The organism is Halorubrum sp. GN11_10-6_MGM (assembly GCF_005435165.1).
In the GTDB taxonomy this organism is placed as follows: Archaea; Halobacteriota; Halobacteria; order Halobacteriales; family Haloferacaceae; genus Halorubrum.
Genome location: NZ_SGUC01000003.1, coordinates 81,609 through 97,637, shown reverse-complemented (window position 1 = coordinate 97,637; position 16,029 = coordinate 81,609). Strand labels below are relative to the sequence as shown.

The following is a 16,029-nucleotide window of genomic DNA, read 5'->3' as shown; positions in this document are numbered from 1 at the left end:
TCTCAGAACTCGGTCGTCTAAAACTGTGCGTTCGGCGGGTCGGCTACCGCATCGGGACGAACCGCACGCCGCCGCGGTCCTCGCGGTCGACCCCGTCTTCCCGGACCGTGAGCCGAACGAGCCGCTGCCCGCGGTCCTCGCCCACGGGAGCGACGACTCGGCCGCCCGTCCGGACGCGGTCGACGATTGCGTCCGGGACCGCCTCGGGCGCCGCACAGGTGAGATACGCGGCGTCGAACGGGGCCTCGTCGGCGAACGCCTCGCGCCCGTCGCCGGTCGCGACGGTCACGTCGTAGCCGAGGCGGGCGAGTCGCTCGCGGGCGTCCGCGGCCAGCTCCGGGACGCGCTCGGCCGAGAAGACGTTCCCAGGGCCGACGAGCTCGGCGACGACCGCGGCGTGGTAGCCGCAGCCGGCCCCGACCTCGAAGACGCGGTCGCCGCGCGCGACGTCAAGGAGTTCTGTCATCAGCGCGACCATGTGCGGCGCGCTGACCGTCTGATCGTGCCCGATCGGGAGCGGGCGGTCGGCGTACGCCGACGCTCGCTGTGCCGCCGGGACGAACTCGTGGCGCGGGACCGCGCCGATCGCCGACAGCACCGGCTCGCTCGCGTCGAGACGGTCGCGGAGCGCGCTCACCAGTTCGCGTCTGGCGACCGCGCGGTCGGCGTCGTTCATGCGGCTAGTTACCACGGGGAGCGTGGAGAAAGCATCGGCCGGAGGTGAAACGGGGACCGGTTCGCCCCGAAACGGGGGCGGTTCGTCCCGAGTCCGTTGATTCGCGCCGCCGCGGGCAGCTCACGTCAGCGCGGTCAGGGTAGTTCACGTCAGCGCGGTCAGTTCACGTCGATCCGGTGGCCCTCGTCCGCGTCGATCGCGTCGAGCGGGATCGTGACGGTGAGGACGCCGTTCCGGTACGTCGCAGTCGCGTCCTCGGGGCGGACGGTCGCCGGGAGGTCGACGGTGCGGGTGACGGACTCGTGGCGTCGCTCGCGCCGGATGTAGCGTCGGTCGGTGTCTTCGCGCTCCGCGTCGCGCTCGGCGGCGATCGCGAGTCGACCGTCGTCGACGCGGACGTCGATCCCGTCGCGGTCGAAGCCCGGGAGATCGGCCATCACGACGAACTCGTCGTCGTACTCGGTGACGTCGATGTCGGCGGTCCGGAGGTCGCGGCCCCAGGCTCGGTCGCCGCCGAGGGGGGTGCGGCCGAAGAACTGCTCGATCTCGTCGAAGGGATTGGTGGCGTTCATGAGAATCAGTATGTAGAACGCGTCGTGAGGTATTAAACAGCGATTGACGCGTGCTATCTCGCGGCCGGTATCGAGGCGTGCGACCCCGTCGGAATCAGCTGACGTCGATCGTGTGGCCGCGGTCGTCGTCGGGCGAGCGCTTGGGGAGCGTGACGGTGAGCACGCCGGCGTCGAAAGAGGCCGTCGCGGCGTCGGCCTCGACGGGCTCGGGGATCGGAACGCGGCGGGAGACGGACCGCAGACGCCGCTCGCGTCGATGGTAGCGGACCTCGTCGGCGCCCTCGACGGCGTCGTCCGAGTCGCCCGCGTCGGGATCGTCTGCCGCGTCGAGATCGTCGCCCGCGTCGGGATCGTCTGCCGCGTCGTCGACGGCGAGGTCGGTGGACTCCTCGCGGGAGCCCGCGATCACGAGCGCGTCGTCGCGCAGTTCGACGTCGACGTCGTCGGCGTCGAATCCCGGGAGGTCGGCGACGACGGTGATCGACTCGTCGTCCTCGATCACGTCGACGTCGACGTCGCGGGCGCCGGGGAACCGCGGGACCTCGGGGCCGGTCCCCTCCAGCGTGCCGCCGAGCTCCTCGAACTCGCGGCCCATCCGTTCGAGCAGGTCCTCGATCTCGTCGAAGGGATCTCGTCGTGTCATACAGGACAGGATTCGTGGCGGAGCGTCTTGAACGTACTGGCGGGAGAGGAGGTCGGCGCGCCGGCGAGGAGCGCGGCGGGGCGACGGCGACAGACACTATCCGCTGGCGCCCCTGCCGATCGCATGCGCCTGTTCTGGCACCGAGGCGACGCGCGGACGCGGGACAACGCCGGCCTCGCGGCCGCGGCGCGGGACGGAGCGGTCGTCCCCGTCTTCGTGTACGATTCGGACCTGCTCGCGACGGTCGGCGCGCGACAGCGCGCCTTCTTCCTCCGCCACGTGAAGCGGCTGGAGGATCGGTACCGCGAACTCGGAAGCGATCTGGTCGTTCGCGCCGGCGACCCCGACGAGGTACTCGTCGATCTCGCCGACGAGTACGACGCCGAGACGGTGTTCTACAACGACCACTACCGGCCGGCCCGCCGGAACCGACAGCGGGCCGTCGAGGACGCGCTCGCGGGGGCGGGCGTCGAGACGGACTCGCGGACCGACCTCGTGCTGGTGGACCCCGGCCGGCTCGACGAGCGCTACCCCAACCACAGCCGGTTCCACGACGACTGGGAGGCCGTCCCGAAGCGGGGGCCGTACGCGGAGCCGGACGCGGACGCGCTGGCGGCCGTGCGCGACGGGAAGACCGTTCCCGAACCGGACGCCGACATCGACCTCCCCGAGGCGGGGTACGAGGCGGCGCGCGAGCGGTTCGACGAGTTCCTCGACTACGGGATCACCTCGTACAACGACACCCGCGACGACCTCGCGCGAGCCGTCGAGGCGCCGACACACGCGGTCTCACGGATGTCGTCGTACCTCGCGACGGGAGCGATCGGGATCCGGGAGCTGTGGGCGGGCGCGAGCGACGTCTACGACGCCGTGACTGGCGGCGAGCGCCGCAACGTCGAGAAGTACCGCTACGAGCTCTCGTGGCGCGAACAGATGTACCACCTGCTGTACTACACCCCGGACCTGGCCGTCTCGAACTACAAATCGTTCCCGAACGAGATCGCGTGGCGCGACGACGACGAGGCCTTCGAGGCGTGGGCGCGCGGCGAGACCGGCTACCCGCTCGTCGACGCCGGGATGCGGCAGCTGAACGCGGAGGGGTACGTCCACAACCGCCCGCGGCAGGTGGTGGCGAGCTTCCTGACGAAACACCTCCTGATCGACTGGCGGCGCGGCGCGCGCTACTTCACGAAGCAGCTGATCGACCACGACTACGCCTCGAACCACGGCGCGTGGCAGTGGACGGCCTCGACCGGGACCGACTCCGTCGACGTCCGCATCTTCGACCCGGTGAGCCAGATGGCGAAGTACGACGAGGACGCGCGCTTCGTGAAAGCCTACGTGCCGGAGCTCGCCGACGTGCCGGCCGGGAAGGTCGTCGACTGGCCGACGCTCTCGCGGGGGGAACGCGAGGAGTTGGCGCCGGACTACCACCACCCGATCGTCGACCGGAACGAGGGGTACGAGCGCGCGCAGCGGGTCTTCGAGGAGGCGCTCGGGAAGCGCTGATCGGGGAACGCGATTCGGGGAACGTGAATCGGAAAGAGCGGATCGGAAAACGCTGACCGGGAGGCGTTCGGGGATCAGACCGGCGCAGTAACGCGGTTTCGTATCCGAGTCCTTTTCACGCGACCCGGCAAACACCGCGGGCATGTCCTCCGTTACGATCGACGACGTCGAGGCCGCCGCCGGGCGCCTCACGGGCACCGACATCGTCCAGCGCACGCCGGTCGAGCGGAGCCGGTCGCTGAGCGAGCGGTGCGGCGCCGACGTGCGCCTCAAGATGGAACACCTCCAGCGCACCGGCTCGTTCAAGACGCGCGGCGCGTACAACGCGATCTCGCTGGCGATCGGCGAGTCAGATCGGGATGCCGACGAGTCCGCGATCGAACGCGTCGTGGCCGCGAGCGCGGGCAACCACGCGCAGGGGGTGGCGCTGGCGGCGTCGGACGCCGGCATCGACGCGACGATCGTGATGCCGGAGTCGGCGCCCGCGGCGAAGATCGAGGCCACCCGCGCGTACGGCGCCGAGGTCGTCCTCCGCGGGAGCGCGTTCCCCGAGGCGATGGCGCACGCGCAGACGCTCACCGACGACCCCGGGACGCGGTTCGTCCACGCGTTCGACGACCGGGACGTGGTCGCCGGGCAGGGGACGCTCGGACTGGAGGTGCTCGACCAGGTGCCGGACGTCGACACCGTCCTCGTCCCGGTGGGCGGCGGCGGGCTCGCGGGCGGGGTCGCGACCGCGGTGAAGGCGCGGTCGCCGGAGACGCGCGTGGTCGGGGTCCAGACGGAGGGCGCCTCGACGCTCGCGGAGAGTCTCGCGGCCGGCGAGCTCGTGAGGCGGGACGAGCCCGACACCATCGCGGACGGGATCGCGACCGGCGGGCTGAGCGAGCTCACCTTCGAGCTGCTCGACGCGCACCTCGACGAGACCGTCGTCGTGAGCGACGACGACGTGGCGAGCGCGATCCTGCTACTCTTAGAGCGCGCGAAACAGATGGTCGAGGGCGCGGGCGCGACCGCCGCGGCCGCCCTGTTGAACGACGACGCGGTCGAGGAGCTCGACTTGAGCGGCGAGACGGTCGTGCCGCTGCTGTGCGGAGGCAACATCGACGTGACGACGCTGAAGGAGGTGGTGACGCACGCGCTGGTCGACCGCGACCAGCTGATCGAGCTCTCCGTCCGCATCGACGACACGCCCGGCACGATGGGCGAGATCGCGACCCTGATCGGGGGGGAGCGCGCGAACATCCGGACGGTGCGCCACGAGCGCAGTCACCCCGATCTGCCCGTGGGCGACGCCGACCTCGTGTTCGAGGTGGAGACGAACGGTCCGGCGCACGTCGACCGCGTCCTGACGGCGGTGCGCGAGGCGGGCTACGCGGTTGAGTGGACGACGCGGGAGTCCTGAGGGAGTCGTTTATTTATAAACAAAACTGCGGTGGCGCGTGCCGGCGAGGCCGCTTTGCGGCCGAGGAGCACCGCGCGAGGCTGGGGAGGTGTGAGGCTGCGGTGCTGTGCGGGGTGGGACTCAAAGGGGCGGCCGCGAGGACACCGGAGGCGACGTGAGCACCGTAACGAGGGAGCGGAGCGACCGAGTGAGGAACACAACGAGCGTCCGGTGTCCTCGCGGCCGGGGCTTTGGCGGTGGTCGCTGCGGCGGTCACGTCTCGCCGAGCAGTCGGGGCTTCGGCGGTGTCCGCCATCGGCCGACGTCGATGCCGACGATGGACACCCGAGCGAACCGGCGGCGGGCGCGATGTCTCCGTCTCGCTCGATCCGACGATTTAAAACGCTCACTCCGGCAACGGGCTCGTAATGAGTCTCGTCGTTACCGACACCCTCGAAGACGAGCGCGTCGAGTTCACGGCCGACGGCGACGTCACGCTGTACGTCTGCGGCCTGACGGTGTCGGACGACCCGCACCTCGGCCACGCCCGGCTGTGGTTCCACGCCGACGTGCTCCACCGGTGGCTCGAACACGAGGGGTACGACGTGCGCCACGTCGAGAACGTCACCGACGTCAACGAGAAGATCACCGCCCGCGTCGGCGAGCGCGACGAGTGGGCCGCGGAGCGCGACGTGGCCGAGACGTTCACCGTGACCACCTTCGACGCGATGCGGGGGCTGAACCTTTTGCGCGCCGAGGTGTACCCCCGCGTCACGGAACACGTCCCGGAGATCGTCGACCTCGTCGAGACGCTGGTCGAGAAGGGGTACGCCTACGAGGCGAACGGCTCCGTCTACTTCGACGTGACCGCGTTCGAGGAGTACGGGAAGCTCTCGAACCAGGACGTCGACGCGCTCGAAGCGCAGGGCGAACCCGACGAGCGCTCGGAGAAGCGCAACCCGGCTGACTTCGCGCTGTGGAAGGCCGACGGCGTGAGCGAGACCGCGGCGCGCGAGCACGCGAAACACGACCACGGCGCGGAGACGCCCGCGGGCGAGACGTGGGACTCGCCGTGGAGCGAGGGCCGCCCGGGGTGGCACGTGGAGTGCTCGGCGATGTCGACGACGCACCTCGGCGACACGCTCGACGTCCACATGGGCGGGCGCGATCTTGTCTTCCCGCACCACGAAAACGAGATCGCCCAGTCGGAGGCGGCCACCGGCGAGACGTTCGCGCGCCACTGGCTCCACGTCGGTTTACTGGCGATGGACGGCGAGAAGATGTCCTCCTCCATCGGCAACTTCTGGACCGTGCCCGACGCCTTGGAGGAACTCGGCGTCAACGTGATCCGCACCTTCTACGCCGGCGCCGCCTACCGCTCCGAGCAGGCGCTCACCGAGGAGACGATGGCGGAGGCCGAGGAGCGCTGGGAGCGCCTCTCGCGGACCTACGACCGCACCGTCGAGGCGCTGGACTCGACCGCGGCCCGCGCCAAATCCGAGGACGACGAGCTCCGCGACGCGGTCGAGACCGCGCGCGACGAGTTCGCGGCCGCGATGAACGACGATCTGAACCTCCGGGAGGCGACCGCGGCGCTCTTGGACCTCACCGACGCGGTGAACCGCCACGTCGACGCGGTCGAGGACGCGGGCGCGACCGGTGACGCCGAGGCCGCCTACGACTACCGCGGGCTCCGCGAGGCGGTCGAGGCGTTCGACGACCTCGGCGGCGACGTGCTCGGCCTCCAGTTCGAGACGGCGAGCGACGGCGACGTGGAGCTGGCGGGCGAGCTGGTCGAGCTCGTGTTGGACGTGCGCGAGGCCGAACGGGAGGCCGGCAACTACGAGCGCGCCGACGAGCTCCGGGACGCGCTCCGTGAGGTCGGCGTCGAGATCGAAGACGGCCCGGACGGCGCGACGTACCGGTTCGAATAAAGCGAAGTTCCCACGTTCACGGAAGTAGCCGTTGGAACGGCGAGAATCACTGAGCCTCCGAGCAGTTACTAATAAACAGTTGCCAGCGGATCGACAAGGAACACCGCCAAAGCCCCAGCCGCGATCGGCTCCCACAGCTCGCTGCGCTCCTCAGTCGCTCGCGCTGCTCGCTCCCTCCGGTGCTTGCGTCGCTGGGGTTCGCCGATCGCGGCTGCCCCTTTGAGTCCCGCCCCGCACCGCTCCGCACAGCACCTCACACCTCCCCAGCCTCGTCAGCCGGCCTCCGCTTCGCTCCGGCCGGCTGACTCCCTCGCACGCGCTCCTCACGGCCGCTGGAGGCGGCCGCTCGGAGGCGCGCGCCACCGCACCGCCGCGTCCATTTATAAACGGTTGCTATCGTCGGAGCTGCCCATTTAAATATCGGATCGGCGGTGTCGAGTCGCCGCCTTCCGTGGCTCAGACCTCAGTCCAATACGTGCTCGGTATCGTACGAGCCGAGCACCTTCACCCAGCCGTTGTCCGCGATGGCCTCGATGTCCTCGACCGCCTTCGCCATGTGGTCCTCGTAGAGGCCGGCGTCCACGTCGAAGTGGAACAGATAGTCGCCGAGGCGTTCGCCGCTCGGGCGCGACTCGATCCGCGAGAGGTTGAGGTTGCGGTCGGCGAAGGCTTCGAGGAGTTCGAGCAGCAGGCCGGGGTAGTTCGCGTTCGGGTAGACGATCAGCGTGGTCTTTCCGCCGGCGTCAGAGCGCGCGGACTCGGGCGCGACGACGAGGAAGCGGGTCGCGTTGGAGGTGCGGTCCTGGATGTCCGCCGCGAGTATCGAGAGGTCGTCGCCGGCGTTGTCAGGGTGCCCGATCCCGGCGACGCGGGCGTCCTCGCGGGCGCGCTCGACCCCGCGGGCGGTGGAGGCGACCGCTTCGAGCCCGGCGTCCGGGTAGTTGGCTTCGAGCCAGTTGCGACACTGCGCGAGCGCCTGCGAGTGGCTCGCGACGACCTCGAACTCGTCGTCCTGCGCGAGGAGGGCGTGGCGGATCGGCGTGACGACCTCGCGGGTGACGGAGACGTCGTAGTCGGCGAGCGCGTCGAGGCTCTCCGTGACGGAGCCCTCGATGCTGTTCTCGATGGGGACGACGCCGCGCTCGAACTCGCCGCTCGCGACGGCGTCGACGATCGCGGTGACCGACTCCCGGAACGACACCTCGGCGGCGACGGAGCGCGCGGCGCGGTGCGAGTACGTGCCGGCGGGGCCCAGCGTGACGGCGTTCATTACCCCACCGTACTGGGGGCGGCGAGAAAAGCCTGCGGGGCGCGGCGATGCTTCGAGGGAGATCGGGGCGCTACTCGTCGTCCGACTCGGTGGGCACGCCGCCGAGGTTCCCCTCGTCGTCGAACCGCTTGGCGCGGAGGAAGCGCGTCCGGTAGCGGTTCGCGCCCTCCTTCGTGTCCGCCTCCCGGATCTCGTCGACCCGGCCGTCCGCGACCGCGTCGACGATGTCCTCGACCTGCTCTTTCTCGCTCGGCGTCAGCTCGAACTCGTAGGTGCGCTCCTGCTCGCTCTCCAATCGCGTCCACTTCCGCGCGGCCGACACGACGACGGAGCAGGGCTCGCGGCAGGGAAAGACGCCGTCGCCGCCGTCGACGTCGAGGTCGGTCTCGTCGTCGTACTCCCACTCCCGGCGCTTGAGACACTGCGAGTCGTCGCAACAGGCCTCCGCGACCCAGTCGACGTGCTCGTGGCCCTCGCCGCGGTCCCACGTCTTCACGACGCCGTAGATGCCCGACTGGCGCTCCATCGTCTCCCGCCAGTGGTTCACGTCGAGCTCGCCCTCGCGCTCGCGGTGCCAGTTGGCGACCGTCGCGGGGTAGACCGTCTCGACCGTCTCGTAGAGGTCGCGCGGACCGAGATCGGGGAACGCCCAGCCGCCCGCGAGCGACGGCGCCGTCTTGAGCGGGCGGTACCGCCCCTTCTCGTCGTAGGTGACGAGGTCGCGCGCGTCGAGCGGATCGTCGTGGACCTCAAGCTCGTCGACCGCGACGCCGGCGTCGTCGGCGTGGCGCACGTCGTACCGGCGCTCGCCGCGGTCAGTGACCGTGGCGGTTATTTTGAGTTCGCCCCACGCGCGTTCGATCCCCTCGGCGAGCGCCGCGTATCGGGTCGCGACGGTCTCGCCGTCGGCGTCCTCGATCCAGCGGACGAACGCGCGCCGCGGCCCGAACTCGCCCACGACGCGTTCGAAGGCGTACCAGTCCGTGACCGCCGGGGCGCGCTCCGACAGGGCCTCGTGGAGTTCGCCCTCCCCAAGCCGCGTCGACCGGTCGCTGTCGGCGAGGACGTAGCCCCCCTCGTCGCCGCGCGCGACGCTGAACCCCTCGAATCGGAGCGGTTCGCCCGGGTCGCGGTCGGCGAGCGCGTCGAGGACCGCGTCGAACGCGTCGCCCGGGAGGTCGACCGCGGGGACCGCGGGCTCGTCGTCGCTCGCTCCGGCATCGTCGCGCTCGCCGCCGTCGGTCGCGGAGGAAGCGTCGACCACGCTCAGTCCCCCGTGGCGACGCGGGTCGTCTCGCGCACGTCGTCGAGCGCGGCCCCGAGGTCGGCGCCGGCGTCGGCGGCGCGCTCCAAGACCACGTCGGCCATGAGCGGCTCCGTCCCCACCGCGCCCGCGTACCAGATCCGGGTGCCGTCGACCTCGGTGGGCACGTCGTACCCCTCGGTGTGGTCCTCGCAGAGCCCCACGTCCTCCGGGATGTCCTCCTGCGTGTGGTAGCCGTCGGCGATGAACAGGGGGACTAAGACGACGTCGTCGCTCTCGAAGTGGTCGGGGAGATCGTCGACCTCCGGCTCCTCGTCCATGTACAGCGCCTGTACCTCGTCGAAGCGGTCGCGCTCGGCGATCCGGTCGGCGTGGTACTCGATCGCCTTCGCCGAGTTCTCGTTGCGCTCGGTGCCGTGGCCGACGACCGCGAGGCCGAACCCCTCGCCGACGTCCGGGTCGTCCGTCACCGACTCCGCGCGCCGGACGATCACGTCGGTCATCGCGCGGTGCGTGCCGACCGGACCGCAGTAGTGGACCTCCCGGTCGATGTCCTCGGCGACGAGGGTGGCCTGGTCGGCGGAGAGGCCGTCGGAGCCCCACTCGGAGACGTCCCAGCCGTCAAGCCGGAGCTCCCGGGGAATCACCTGCTCGGTGAAGTACCCCTCCGAGACGAACAGCGGGACGACGTACACCTCGTCGCCCTCGACGGTGCGGAGCACCTCTCGGAAGTGCGGTTCCTCCTTCCAGAAGCCGGTGCGGACCTCGTCGAAGGCACCGGCGGCGCGGATCGTGTCGGCGTGGTCGTACGTCGGCGCGCTCGACTCGGGGTTGAGGTGGGAGCCGTGCGCGACGATGACGAGCGACTGCATACCCGTACTGGGGCCGCGCCGCTCTTAGGGACTTCGGAGGCTGCGGAACGGCGGGAACGCCGAGCCGTCGACGGCGAGGGAGCCGCGCGCTCCGGCGACCGCCCGACCGAAACGATCTTGCCCGCTCGACGCGCACCCCCGCGCATGTCGCTGGCAGCCGAGACGCGGGAGGCAGTCAGAGCGCGCCCGTTCCTCCGCGACGCGCTCCGCGCCGGACTGGTGAACCACAGCGCCGCCGCGACCTGGCTCGCGGAGCGCGCCGACCTCGACGGCGACCCGGACGCGGTCGCGGCCGCGCTCCGGCGCTTCCGAGAGGAACTGCCGGCGTACGAGACCGAATCCCGGCGCGCGAGCGTCACCATGCGGAGCGGGGTGGGCGTGGTCGAGGGCACGGACGAAACGAACGGCGGCGGGGGACGCGACGGCGACCGGGCCGCCGCCGACTTCCTCCTCCGCGTCGGCGATACGGCGGTCGTCGACGACGGCGACCGAACGGCGATCCTCGCGACCGGCGACGTCGACGTCGCGGCGCTGACGGCCGCGCTCGGACGGCTCGCCGCCGCCGACGTCGACGTCGCGGCCGCGGGCGTGACGGGCGACGCGCTGGTCTGCGTCGTCCCCCGGCGCGACGGCGCGAGCGCGGTGCGGGTCGTCGAGGCGGCGCTGGAGGCGGTGCCGGTCGACGAGAGCTGACCGGGCGGCGAACCGCCACCCGATCCTGTCCGGGGCTGGCTTTATTCCGCTCTCGCGCCCAGTCGATCCCGTGTTGCTCACGACCGCCTTCGTCTTCCACGTGCTCTCCGGCGCGCTGTGGACCGGCGCGACGCTGTACGTCGCCTACGCGATCCTACCGCGGGCGACCGACGGGACGCTCGGCCGTGACGCGTTCGCCGACGCCGCGCACCGCCTCCTCATGGTCACGCGCTGGACGGGGGTGGTCCTCCCCGTCACCGGCGCGTACATGATCTGGCGGCTGTACACGCCGCTGGAGGCCCTCGCGACGACCCGGCGGGGGTGGGCCGTCATCGCGATGCTGTCGCTGTGGGGCGTCATGAACGGGCTCGTCGAGCTGGGCGTCCTCCGGATGCGACGCGAGGTCGACCCCGACGTCGGGTGGGGGCGGTACATGGCCGAGGGGTTCCCGCCGGACGCGCTCGCCGGAGTCGGGAGCGCGCCCGGGTCCGCTCGGCTGGCGACCGTCGCTCGACCCTACCTGCTCGCGAGCGCCGGGCTCGCCGTCCTGCTGCTCGTCGACGCCGCGCTGTTGGCCGGCGGCGTGCCGGGGTGACGCGGCGGCGTACCGGGTGACGCGGCGTCGACGGTGAGTATATAAACGGCGTCGGAACGCGCCTCTGTCGCCGACGGAGATCAATGCTAACTCCCCGCATGAATTCGGGCAAAACACCGCGAAGGCGTGCGTTTTTCTTCCGACCCCGGCGGCGACGTGTACTCGCACGCGGCGGCCCGTCAACGAGACATTTATATAGAATCACAATCAATCAAACGCTGTATGAGCCAGCGAATGCAGCAGGGCCAGCCGATGATCATCATGGGCGAGGACGCCCAGCGCGTCCAGGACAAGGACGCTCAGGAGTACAACATCTCCGCCGCTCGCGGCGTCGCCGAGTCCGTCCGGTCGACGCTCGGACCCAAGGGGATGGACAAGATGCTCGTCAACTCGATGGGCGACGTCACCATCACCAACGACGGCGTCACCATCCTCCAGGAGATGGACATCGACAACCCGACCGCCGAGATGGTCGTCGAGGTCGCCGAGACCCAAGAGGACGAGGCCGGCGACGGGACGACCAGCGCGGTCGCCATCGCGGGCGAGCTGCTGAAAAACGCCCAGGACCTCCTCGAACAGGACATCCACCCGACAGCGGTGATCAAGGGCTTCAACCTCGCGAGCGAGTACGCCCGCGAGCAGGTCGACGAGGTCGCGACCGCCGTCGACCCCGACGACACGGAGACCCTGCGTAACGTCGCCGAGACGTCGATGACCGGGAAGGGCGCCGAGCTGGACAAGGACGTGCTCGCCGACCTCGTCGTCCGCGCGGTACAGGGCGTCACGGTCGAGGCCGACGACGGCTCCCACGTGGTCGATCTGGCGAACCTCAACATCGAGACGCGCACCGGGCGCGCGGCGGGCGAGTCCCGCCTGCTCACCGGTGCGGCGATCGACAAGGACCCCGTCCACGAGGACATGCCGACCGACTTCGAGGACGCGAACGTCCTCCTCCTCAACGACCCGATCGAGGTCGAGGAGGCGGACGTCGACACCTCCGTCAACGTCGACTCCCCGGACCAGCTCCAGAAGTTCCTCGACCAGGAGGAGGAGCAGCTCCGCGAGAAGGTCGATCAGATCGTCGAGTCCGGCGCCGACGTCGTCTTCTGCCAGAAGGGCATCGACGACCTCGCGCAGCACTACCTCGCGAAGGAGGGAATCCTCGCGATCCGCCGCACGAAGAAGTCCGACCTCACGTTCCTGAAGAACGTCCTCGGCGCGCCGATCGTCACGGACCTCGACTCGCTGACCGCCGACGACCTCGCGGTCGGCTCGGTCAAGCGCGACGACGACGAGGAGCTGTTCTACGTCGAGGGCGAGGACGCCCACGGCGTCACGCTCCTCCTGTACGGCACGACCGAGCACGTCGTCGACGAGCTCGAACGCGGCATCCAGGACGCGCTCGACGTGGTCTCGACGACCGTCTCCGACGGGCGCACCCTGCCCGGCGGCGGCGCGGTCGAGGTCGAGATCGCACGTCGCCTGCGCGACTACGCCGACTCCGTCGAGGGACGCGAGCAGCTCGCGGTCGAGGCGTTCGCCGACTCCCTCGAACTGATTCCGCGCGTGCTCGCCGAGAACGCCGGACTCGACGCGATCGACCTGCTGGTCGACCTGCGCGCGGCTCACGAGGCCGGCGACGAGAACGCCGGGCTCGACGTGTTCGCCGGCGAGGTCGTCAACACGGCCGACGCGGGCGTCGTCGAGACGGCCCACGCGAAGGAGCAGGCGATCGCCTCCGCGGCCGAGGCGGCGAACCTCGTGCTGAAAATCGACGACATCATCTCGGCTGGCGACCTCTCGACGTCGGGCGGCGACGACGAGGGCGGCGCCCCCGGCGGCGGCATGGGCGGTATGGGCGGCATGGGCGGCGCGATGTAAAAGCGGGAGACGCCCCGATACCCTCGCGCCGACCGCGATCGCCCGACGACTGCCCCGTTCAAACGCTCCGATTTTCCCCCGTTTCGCGCGTCACTCGGTAGTGGCAACTGGATGTGGGAGGGTAGTGGCAACTGGATTCGGGAGTTGTGGTCGCACGCGTGTCCCGTCGCCCGTGCGCGTCGGGCGCATCCGCGGCCGCACCTCTTTACAGGTCGAGGGTCTATGAGCAGGTGATGGCGAACCTGACACTCTACGAGCTCGAAGGCTGTCCGTACTGCGCGAAGGTGAAGACGAAGCTCGCGGACCTCGGTCTGGAGTACGACTCCGTGATGGTGCCGCGCTCGCACGACGAGCGGACGGAGGTCGAGGAGGTCTCCGGGCAGACCGGCGTCCCCGTCCTCGTCGACGAGGAGCACGGGATCGAGGGGATGGCCGAGAGCGACGACATCGTCGAGTACCTCGAAGAGACGTACGGAAGCGCGAGCTAACCCCGACGCGGTCGACGCCGCGCTCGGCTGCGGCGCCGACCGAACGAGAGGCTATTTATCCGCCCGCCGCGAGACGGCAGCCGTGCGACTCGTTCACCGTCCCGATTCGGCGAGCGACCGGGCCGAGACCGACCTCGCGAGCGACGTCGACGTCGCGCGGTCGACGTTCGAACAGGCCCGCGGCCTGATGTTCCGGCGGTCGATCCCCGACGGCTACGCCCTCGTGTTCCCGTTCGACGAGGTCGACACGCAGTGGCTCCACATGCTGTTCGTGCCGTTCGCGATCGACGCCGCGTGGCTCGTCGACGGCGAGGTGACGGCGAAAAAGCGGCTCGCGCCGTTCGTCGGGGTGGGCCGCGGCCGGGCCGACACCGTCGTCGAACTCCCGGCGGGCGCTGCCGAGTCGGTGGCGGTCGGCGACGAGCTACGGCTGGTGGAGTGAGTCGACGCCCGAGCGAGGAGCTACCGGCCGCCACCGGATTCGTCGGAACCGAACGGCTCCGCGTCGTCCGGATCGAACAGCCCGGCGTCGTCCGGATCGAACGGTTCCGTTTCCCCGGAGACGAACAGATCGGTGCCGTCGGGCGGCGATCCCTCTGCGGCGCGTAGCGACAGCTCGATCCGGCTGCCGCCGGCCTTGCTCTCCGCGATGTCGAGGCTCCCGCCGCCGGCGGTGACGATCCAGTTCACGTACCAGAGGCCGAGCCCGCTGGCGTGGTCGAGCGGCGTCTCCTCGCCGGTGAGGACGGCCCGCTCGGCGGGCGGGATTCCCGGCCCGTCGTCGGCGACGACGAGCGAGACCCACGTCTCGCTGGGCAGCTCCGCGGCCGAAATCCTGACTCGGGGGGCGTCCGCGTCGTTGTGGCGGATCGCGTTGTCGACGAGCTCGGTTATCGCCTCGGGGAGGAACGCGACCGCGGAGACGGCGAGGTCCGCCGGAACGTCGACGTCGACCGCGGCCCGCTCGCGGAGCGCCGGATCGAGCGATTCGAGGGCCGCGTCGACCGCGGGCGCGAGCGCGAGCGGCCGCGGCGAGGGGTGCTCGGAGAGCAACCGCTCCACCTTCCGCGAGGTCTCGCCGAGGCGCAGCAGCCGCTGTGCGGTGTCGACGACGCGTTCGAGCTGCCCCGCGAGCTCGGGGTCGTCGATCGCCTCGATGGCCCGCCCGGTGAACCCCGTGACGACGTTGAGATCGTTCCGGAAGTTGTGCCGCAGCACGCGCGTCAACACCGCGAGGCGCTCCTCTCGAAGCGACGCGTCGGTGACGTCCTCCCCGACGCCGACCGCGCCGACGACCCGGTCGCCCTCCGTCACCGGACCGATCGAGAGCCGGTACGGGAGGCGCTCTCCGGACCGGGTGAGCAGCCGCGCCTCGCCGGAGACGGTCTCCCCGTCGCGGTACACCCGAGAGAGGGCGTCGCCGACGGAACCGCGCGTCTCCTCGTCGAACAGCGACGTGAGCGCCCGCCCCGAGAGCGACTCGGGGTCGTAGCCGGAGTCGGTCGCGAGCCGCTCGTTCCACCGGGAGAGCGTTCCCTCCTCGGTACAGCGGAACAGCGCGAGCGGGACGGTCTCGGCGAGCGCGTCGACGAGCCGGCGCTCGCCGTCGCGCTCGGTCGCGGCCGCGACGCGGTCGGTGGCGTCGGAGAGGCCGACGACGAGCCACTCGCCGCCGGCGATCGTCGCCGTGTGAAGCGCCGCGTCGACCCGCAGCCCCGGATCGCCGAGTCGGACGTCCCACTCGAACCGCCGGACGCCCCCGGCGGACGCCTCGGTGTCTGACGCCTCGGCGCCGGCCGTCTCGTGGTCGGCCGCGACGGCCGAGGCGACGACCTCCGCTATCGGCTCCCCGTCGACCGTGACCTCGGTCTCTCCGACGTCCGGAAGTCCCATCAGCGTCAGCGTGCCGCGGTCGTGGCCGAGGAGATCGACCGCGGGGGGGTTCGCGGCGCGGATCGCCAGCGTCTCGGGATCGCAGACCAGCGTCGGCGTCGGAATCGCCTCGACGAACGCCCGGAGGATACCGTCCGCGGCGGCGCCGTCGCTCGGCGACGTGTTCTCCGGGCCGACGTCGCGATCTCCCATCTATCGACCCACGACGCGCCGTACGTTTATCTGTTTGTGCTTTTAGGTGTCTCCGCGGCGTCTGCCGCGGCACCGGAGCGAGGCGGGAGCGAGGCTGAAGTGAGGCCAGATCAGGAGGCCGGAGTGAGGCCGGATCGGTCCGACGAGGGCCGCGCCGAACCGT

Annotated in this window: 15 protein-coding genes; 8 read left to right on the top strand and 7 right to left on the bottom strand. The window is 70.8% G+C overall.

From position 1 onward, the window contains the following. Positions 1-43: 43 nt before the first annotated feature. The 3 genes from EXE46_RS02670 to EXE46_RS02660 form a co-directional block, all read right to left on the bottom strand. Positions 44-676 (bottom strand): protein-L-isoaspartate(D-aspartate) O-methyltransferase, encoded by a 633-nt coding sequence (locus EXE46_RS02670; RefSeq protein ID WP_137686952.1) that lies wholly within the window; start codon positions 674-676, stop codon positions 44-46. A gap of 158 nt (positions 677-834) precedes the next feature. Further along, on the bottom strand, positions 835-1,248 hold the full coding sequence (hsp14, locus tag EXE46_RS02665; RefSeq protein ID WP_137686951.1) for an archaeal heat shock protein Hsp14: 414 nt from the start codon (positions 1,246-1,248) through the stop codon (positions 835-837). 94 nt (positions 1,249-1,342) lie between these two features. Next, positions 1,343-1,891, bottom strand: a complete 549-nt coding sequence (locus EXE46_RS02660) for an Hsp20/alpha crystallin family protein (RefSeq protein WP_137686950.1) — start codon at positions 1,889-1,891, stop codon at positions 1,343-1,345. 123 nt (positions 1,892-2,014) lie between these two features. Between EXE46_RS02660 and EXE46_RS02655 the strand changes: the two genes are divergently transcribed. The 3 genes from EXE46_RS02655 (at position 2,015) to cysS (ending at position 6,718) form a co-directional block, all read left to right on the top strand. After that, entirely contained in the window at positions 2,015-3,400 is a 1,386-nt protein-coding gene (locus EXE46_RS02655) for a deoxyribodipyrimidine photo-lyase (protein ID WP_137686949.1), read from the top strand. A gap of 142 nt (positions 3,401-3,542) precedes the next feature. Beyond that, positions 3,543-4,805, top strand: coding sequence for a threonine ammonia-lyase (ilvA, locus tag EXE46_RS02650; protein ID WP_137686948.1), 1,263 nt, complete (start codon positions 3,543-3,545; stop codon positions 4,803-4,805). A 407-nt stretch (positions 4,806-5,212) separates the two neighbouring features. Further along, complete coding sequence (gene cysS, locus EXE46_RS02645) at positions 5,213-6,718, top strand: cysteine--tRNA ligase (RefSeq protein WP_137686947.1); 1,506 nt, start codon at positions 5,213-5,215, stop codon at positions 6,716-6,718. 463 nt (positions 6,719-7,181) lie between these two features. Here cysS and pheA read toward each other — a convergent pair whose 3' ends face one another. From pheA to EXE46_RS02630, 3 genes are all read right to left on the bottom strand, one after another. After that, positions 7,182-7,988: a prephenate dehydratase gene (gene pheA / locus EXE46_RS02640; RefSeq protein WP_137686946.1), complete on the bottom strand. Its 807-nt coding sequence runs from the start codon at positions 7,986-7,988 to the stop codon at positions 7,182-7,184. Positions 7,989-8,058: 70 nt separating this feature from the next. Continuing rightward, positions 8,059-9,252 (bottom strand): DR2241 family protein, encoded by a 1,194-nt coding sequence (locus tag EXE46_RS02635; protein ID WP_137686945.1) that lies wholly within the window; start codon positions 9,250-9,252, stop codon positions 8,059-8,061. Between the two features lie 2 nt (positions 9,253-9,254). After that, positions 9,255-10,124 (bottom strand): CbiX/SirB N-terminal domain-containing protein, encoded by an 870-nt coding sequence (locus EXE46_RS02630; RefSeq protein ID WP_137686944.1) that lies wholly within the window; start codon positions 10,122-10,124, stop codon positions 9,255-9,257. 144 nt (positions 10,125-10,268) lie between these two features. Here EXE46_RS02630 and EXE46_RS02625 point away from each other — a divergent pair, with 144 nt between their 5' ends. The 5 genes from EXE46_RS02625 (at position 10,269) to EXE46_RS02605 (ending at position 14,223) form a co-directional block, all read left to right on the top strand. Then, the gene (locus tag EXE46_RS02625) at positions 10,269-10,817 is read left to right on the top strand and encodes a hypothetical protein (protein ID WP_137686943.1); all 549 of its coding nucleotides are present in this window, start codon (positions 10,269-10,271) and stop codon (positions 10,815-10,817) included. Positions 10,818-10,887: 70 nt separating this feature from the next. After that, entirely contained in the window at positions 10,888-11,412 is a 525-nt protein-coding gene (locus EXE46_RS02620; RefSeq protein WP_137686942.1) for a copper resistance protein CopD, read from the top strand. Positions 11,413-11,646: 234 nt separating this feature from the next. Then, the gene (gene thsB / locus EXE46_RS02615; protein ID WP_137687021.1) at positions 11,647-13,293 is read left to right on the top strand and encodes a thermosome subunit beta; all 1,647 of its coding nucleotides are present in this window, start codon (positions 11,647-11,649) and stop codon (positions 13,291-13,293) included. A 233-nt stretch (positions 13,294-13,526) separates the two neighbouring features. Then, a complete protein-coding gene (locus tag EXE46_RS02610; protein WP_137686941.1) occupies positions 13,527-13,781 on the top strand; it encodes a glutathione S-transferase N-terminal domain-containing protein in 255 nt (84 codons plus the stop codon). Between the two features lie 82 nt (positions 13,782-13,863). Then, complete coding sequence (locus EXE46_RS02605; protein ID WP_137686940.1) at positions 13,864-14,223, top strand: DUF192 domain-containing protein; 360 nt, start codon at positions 13,864-13,866, stop codon at positions 14,221-14,223. Positions 14,224-14,243: 20 nt separating this feature from the next. Here EXE46_RS02605 and EXE46_RS02600 read toward each other — a convergent pair whose 3' ends face one another. Beyond that, positions 14,244-15,866 carry a PAS domain-containing sensor histidine kinase gene (locus EXE46_RS02600; RefSeq protein ID WP_137686939.1) on the bottom strand — a complete coding sequence of 541 codons (1,623 nt, stop codon included), beginning with the start codon at positions 15,864-15,866 and terminating at the stop codon, positions 14,244-14,246. Positions 15,867-16,029: the final 163 nt, after the last annotated feature.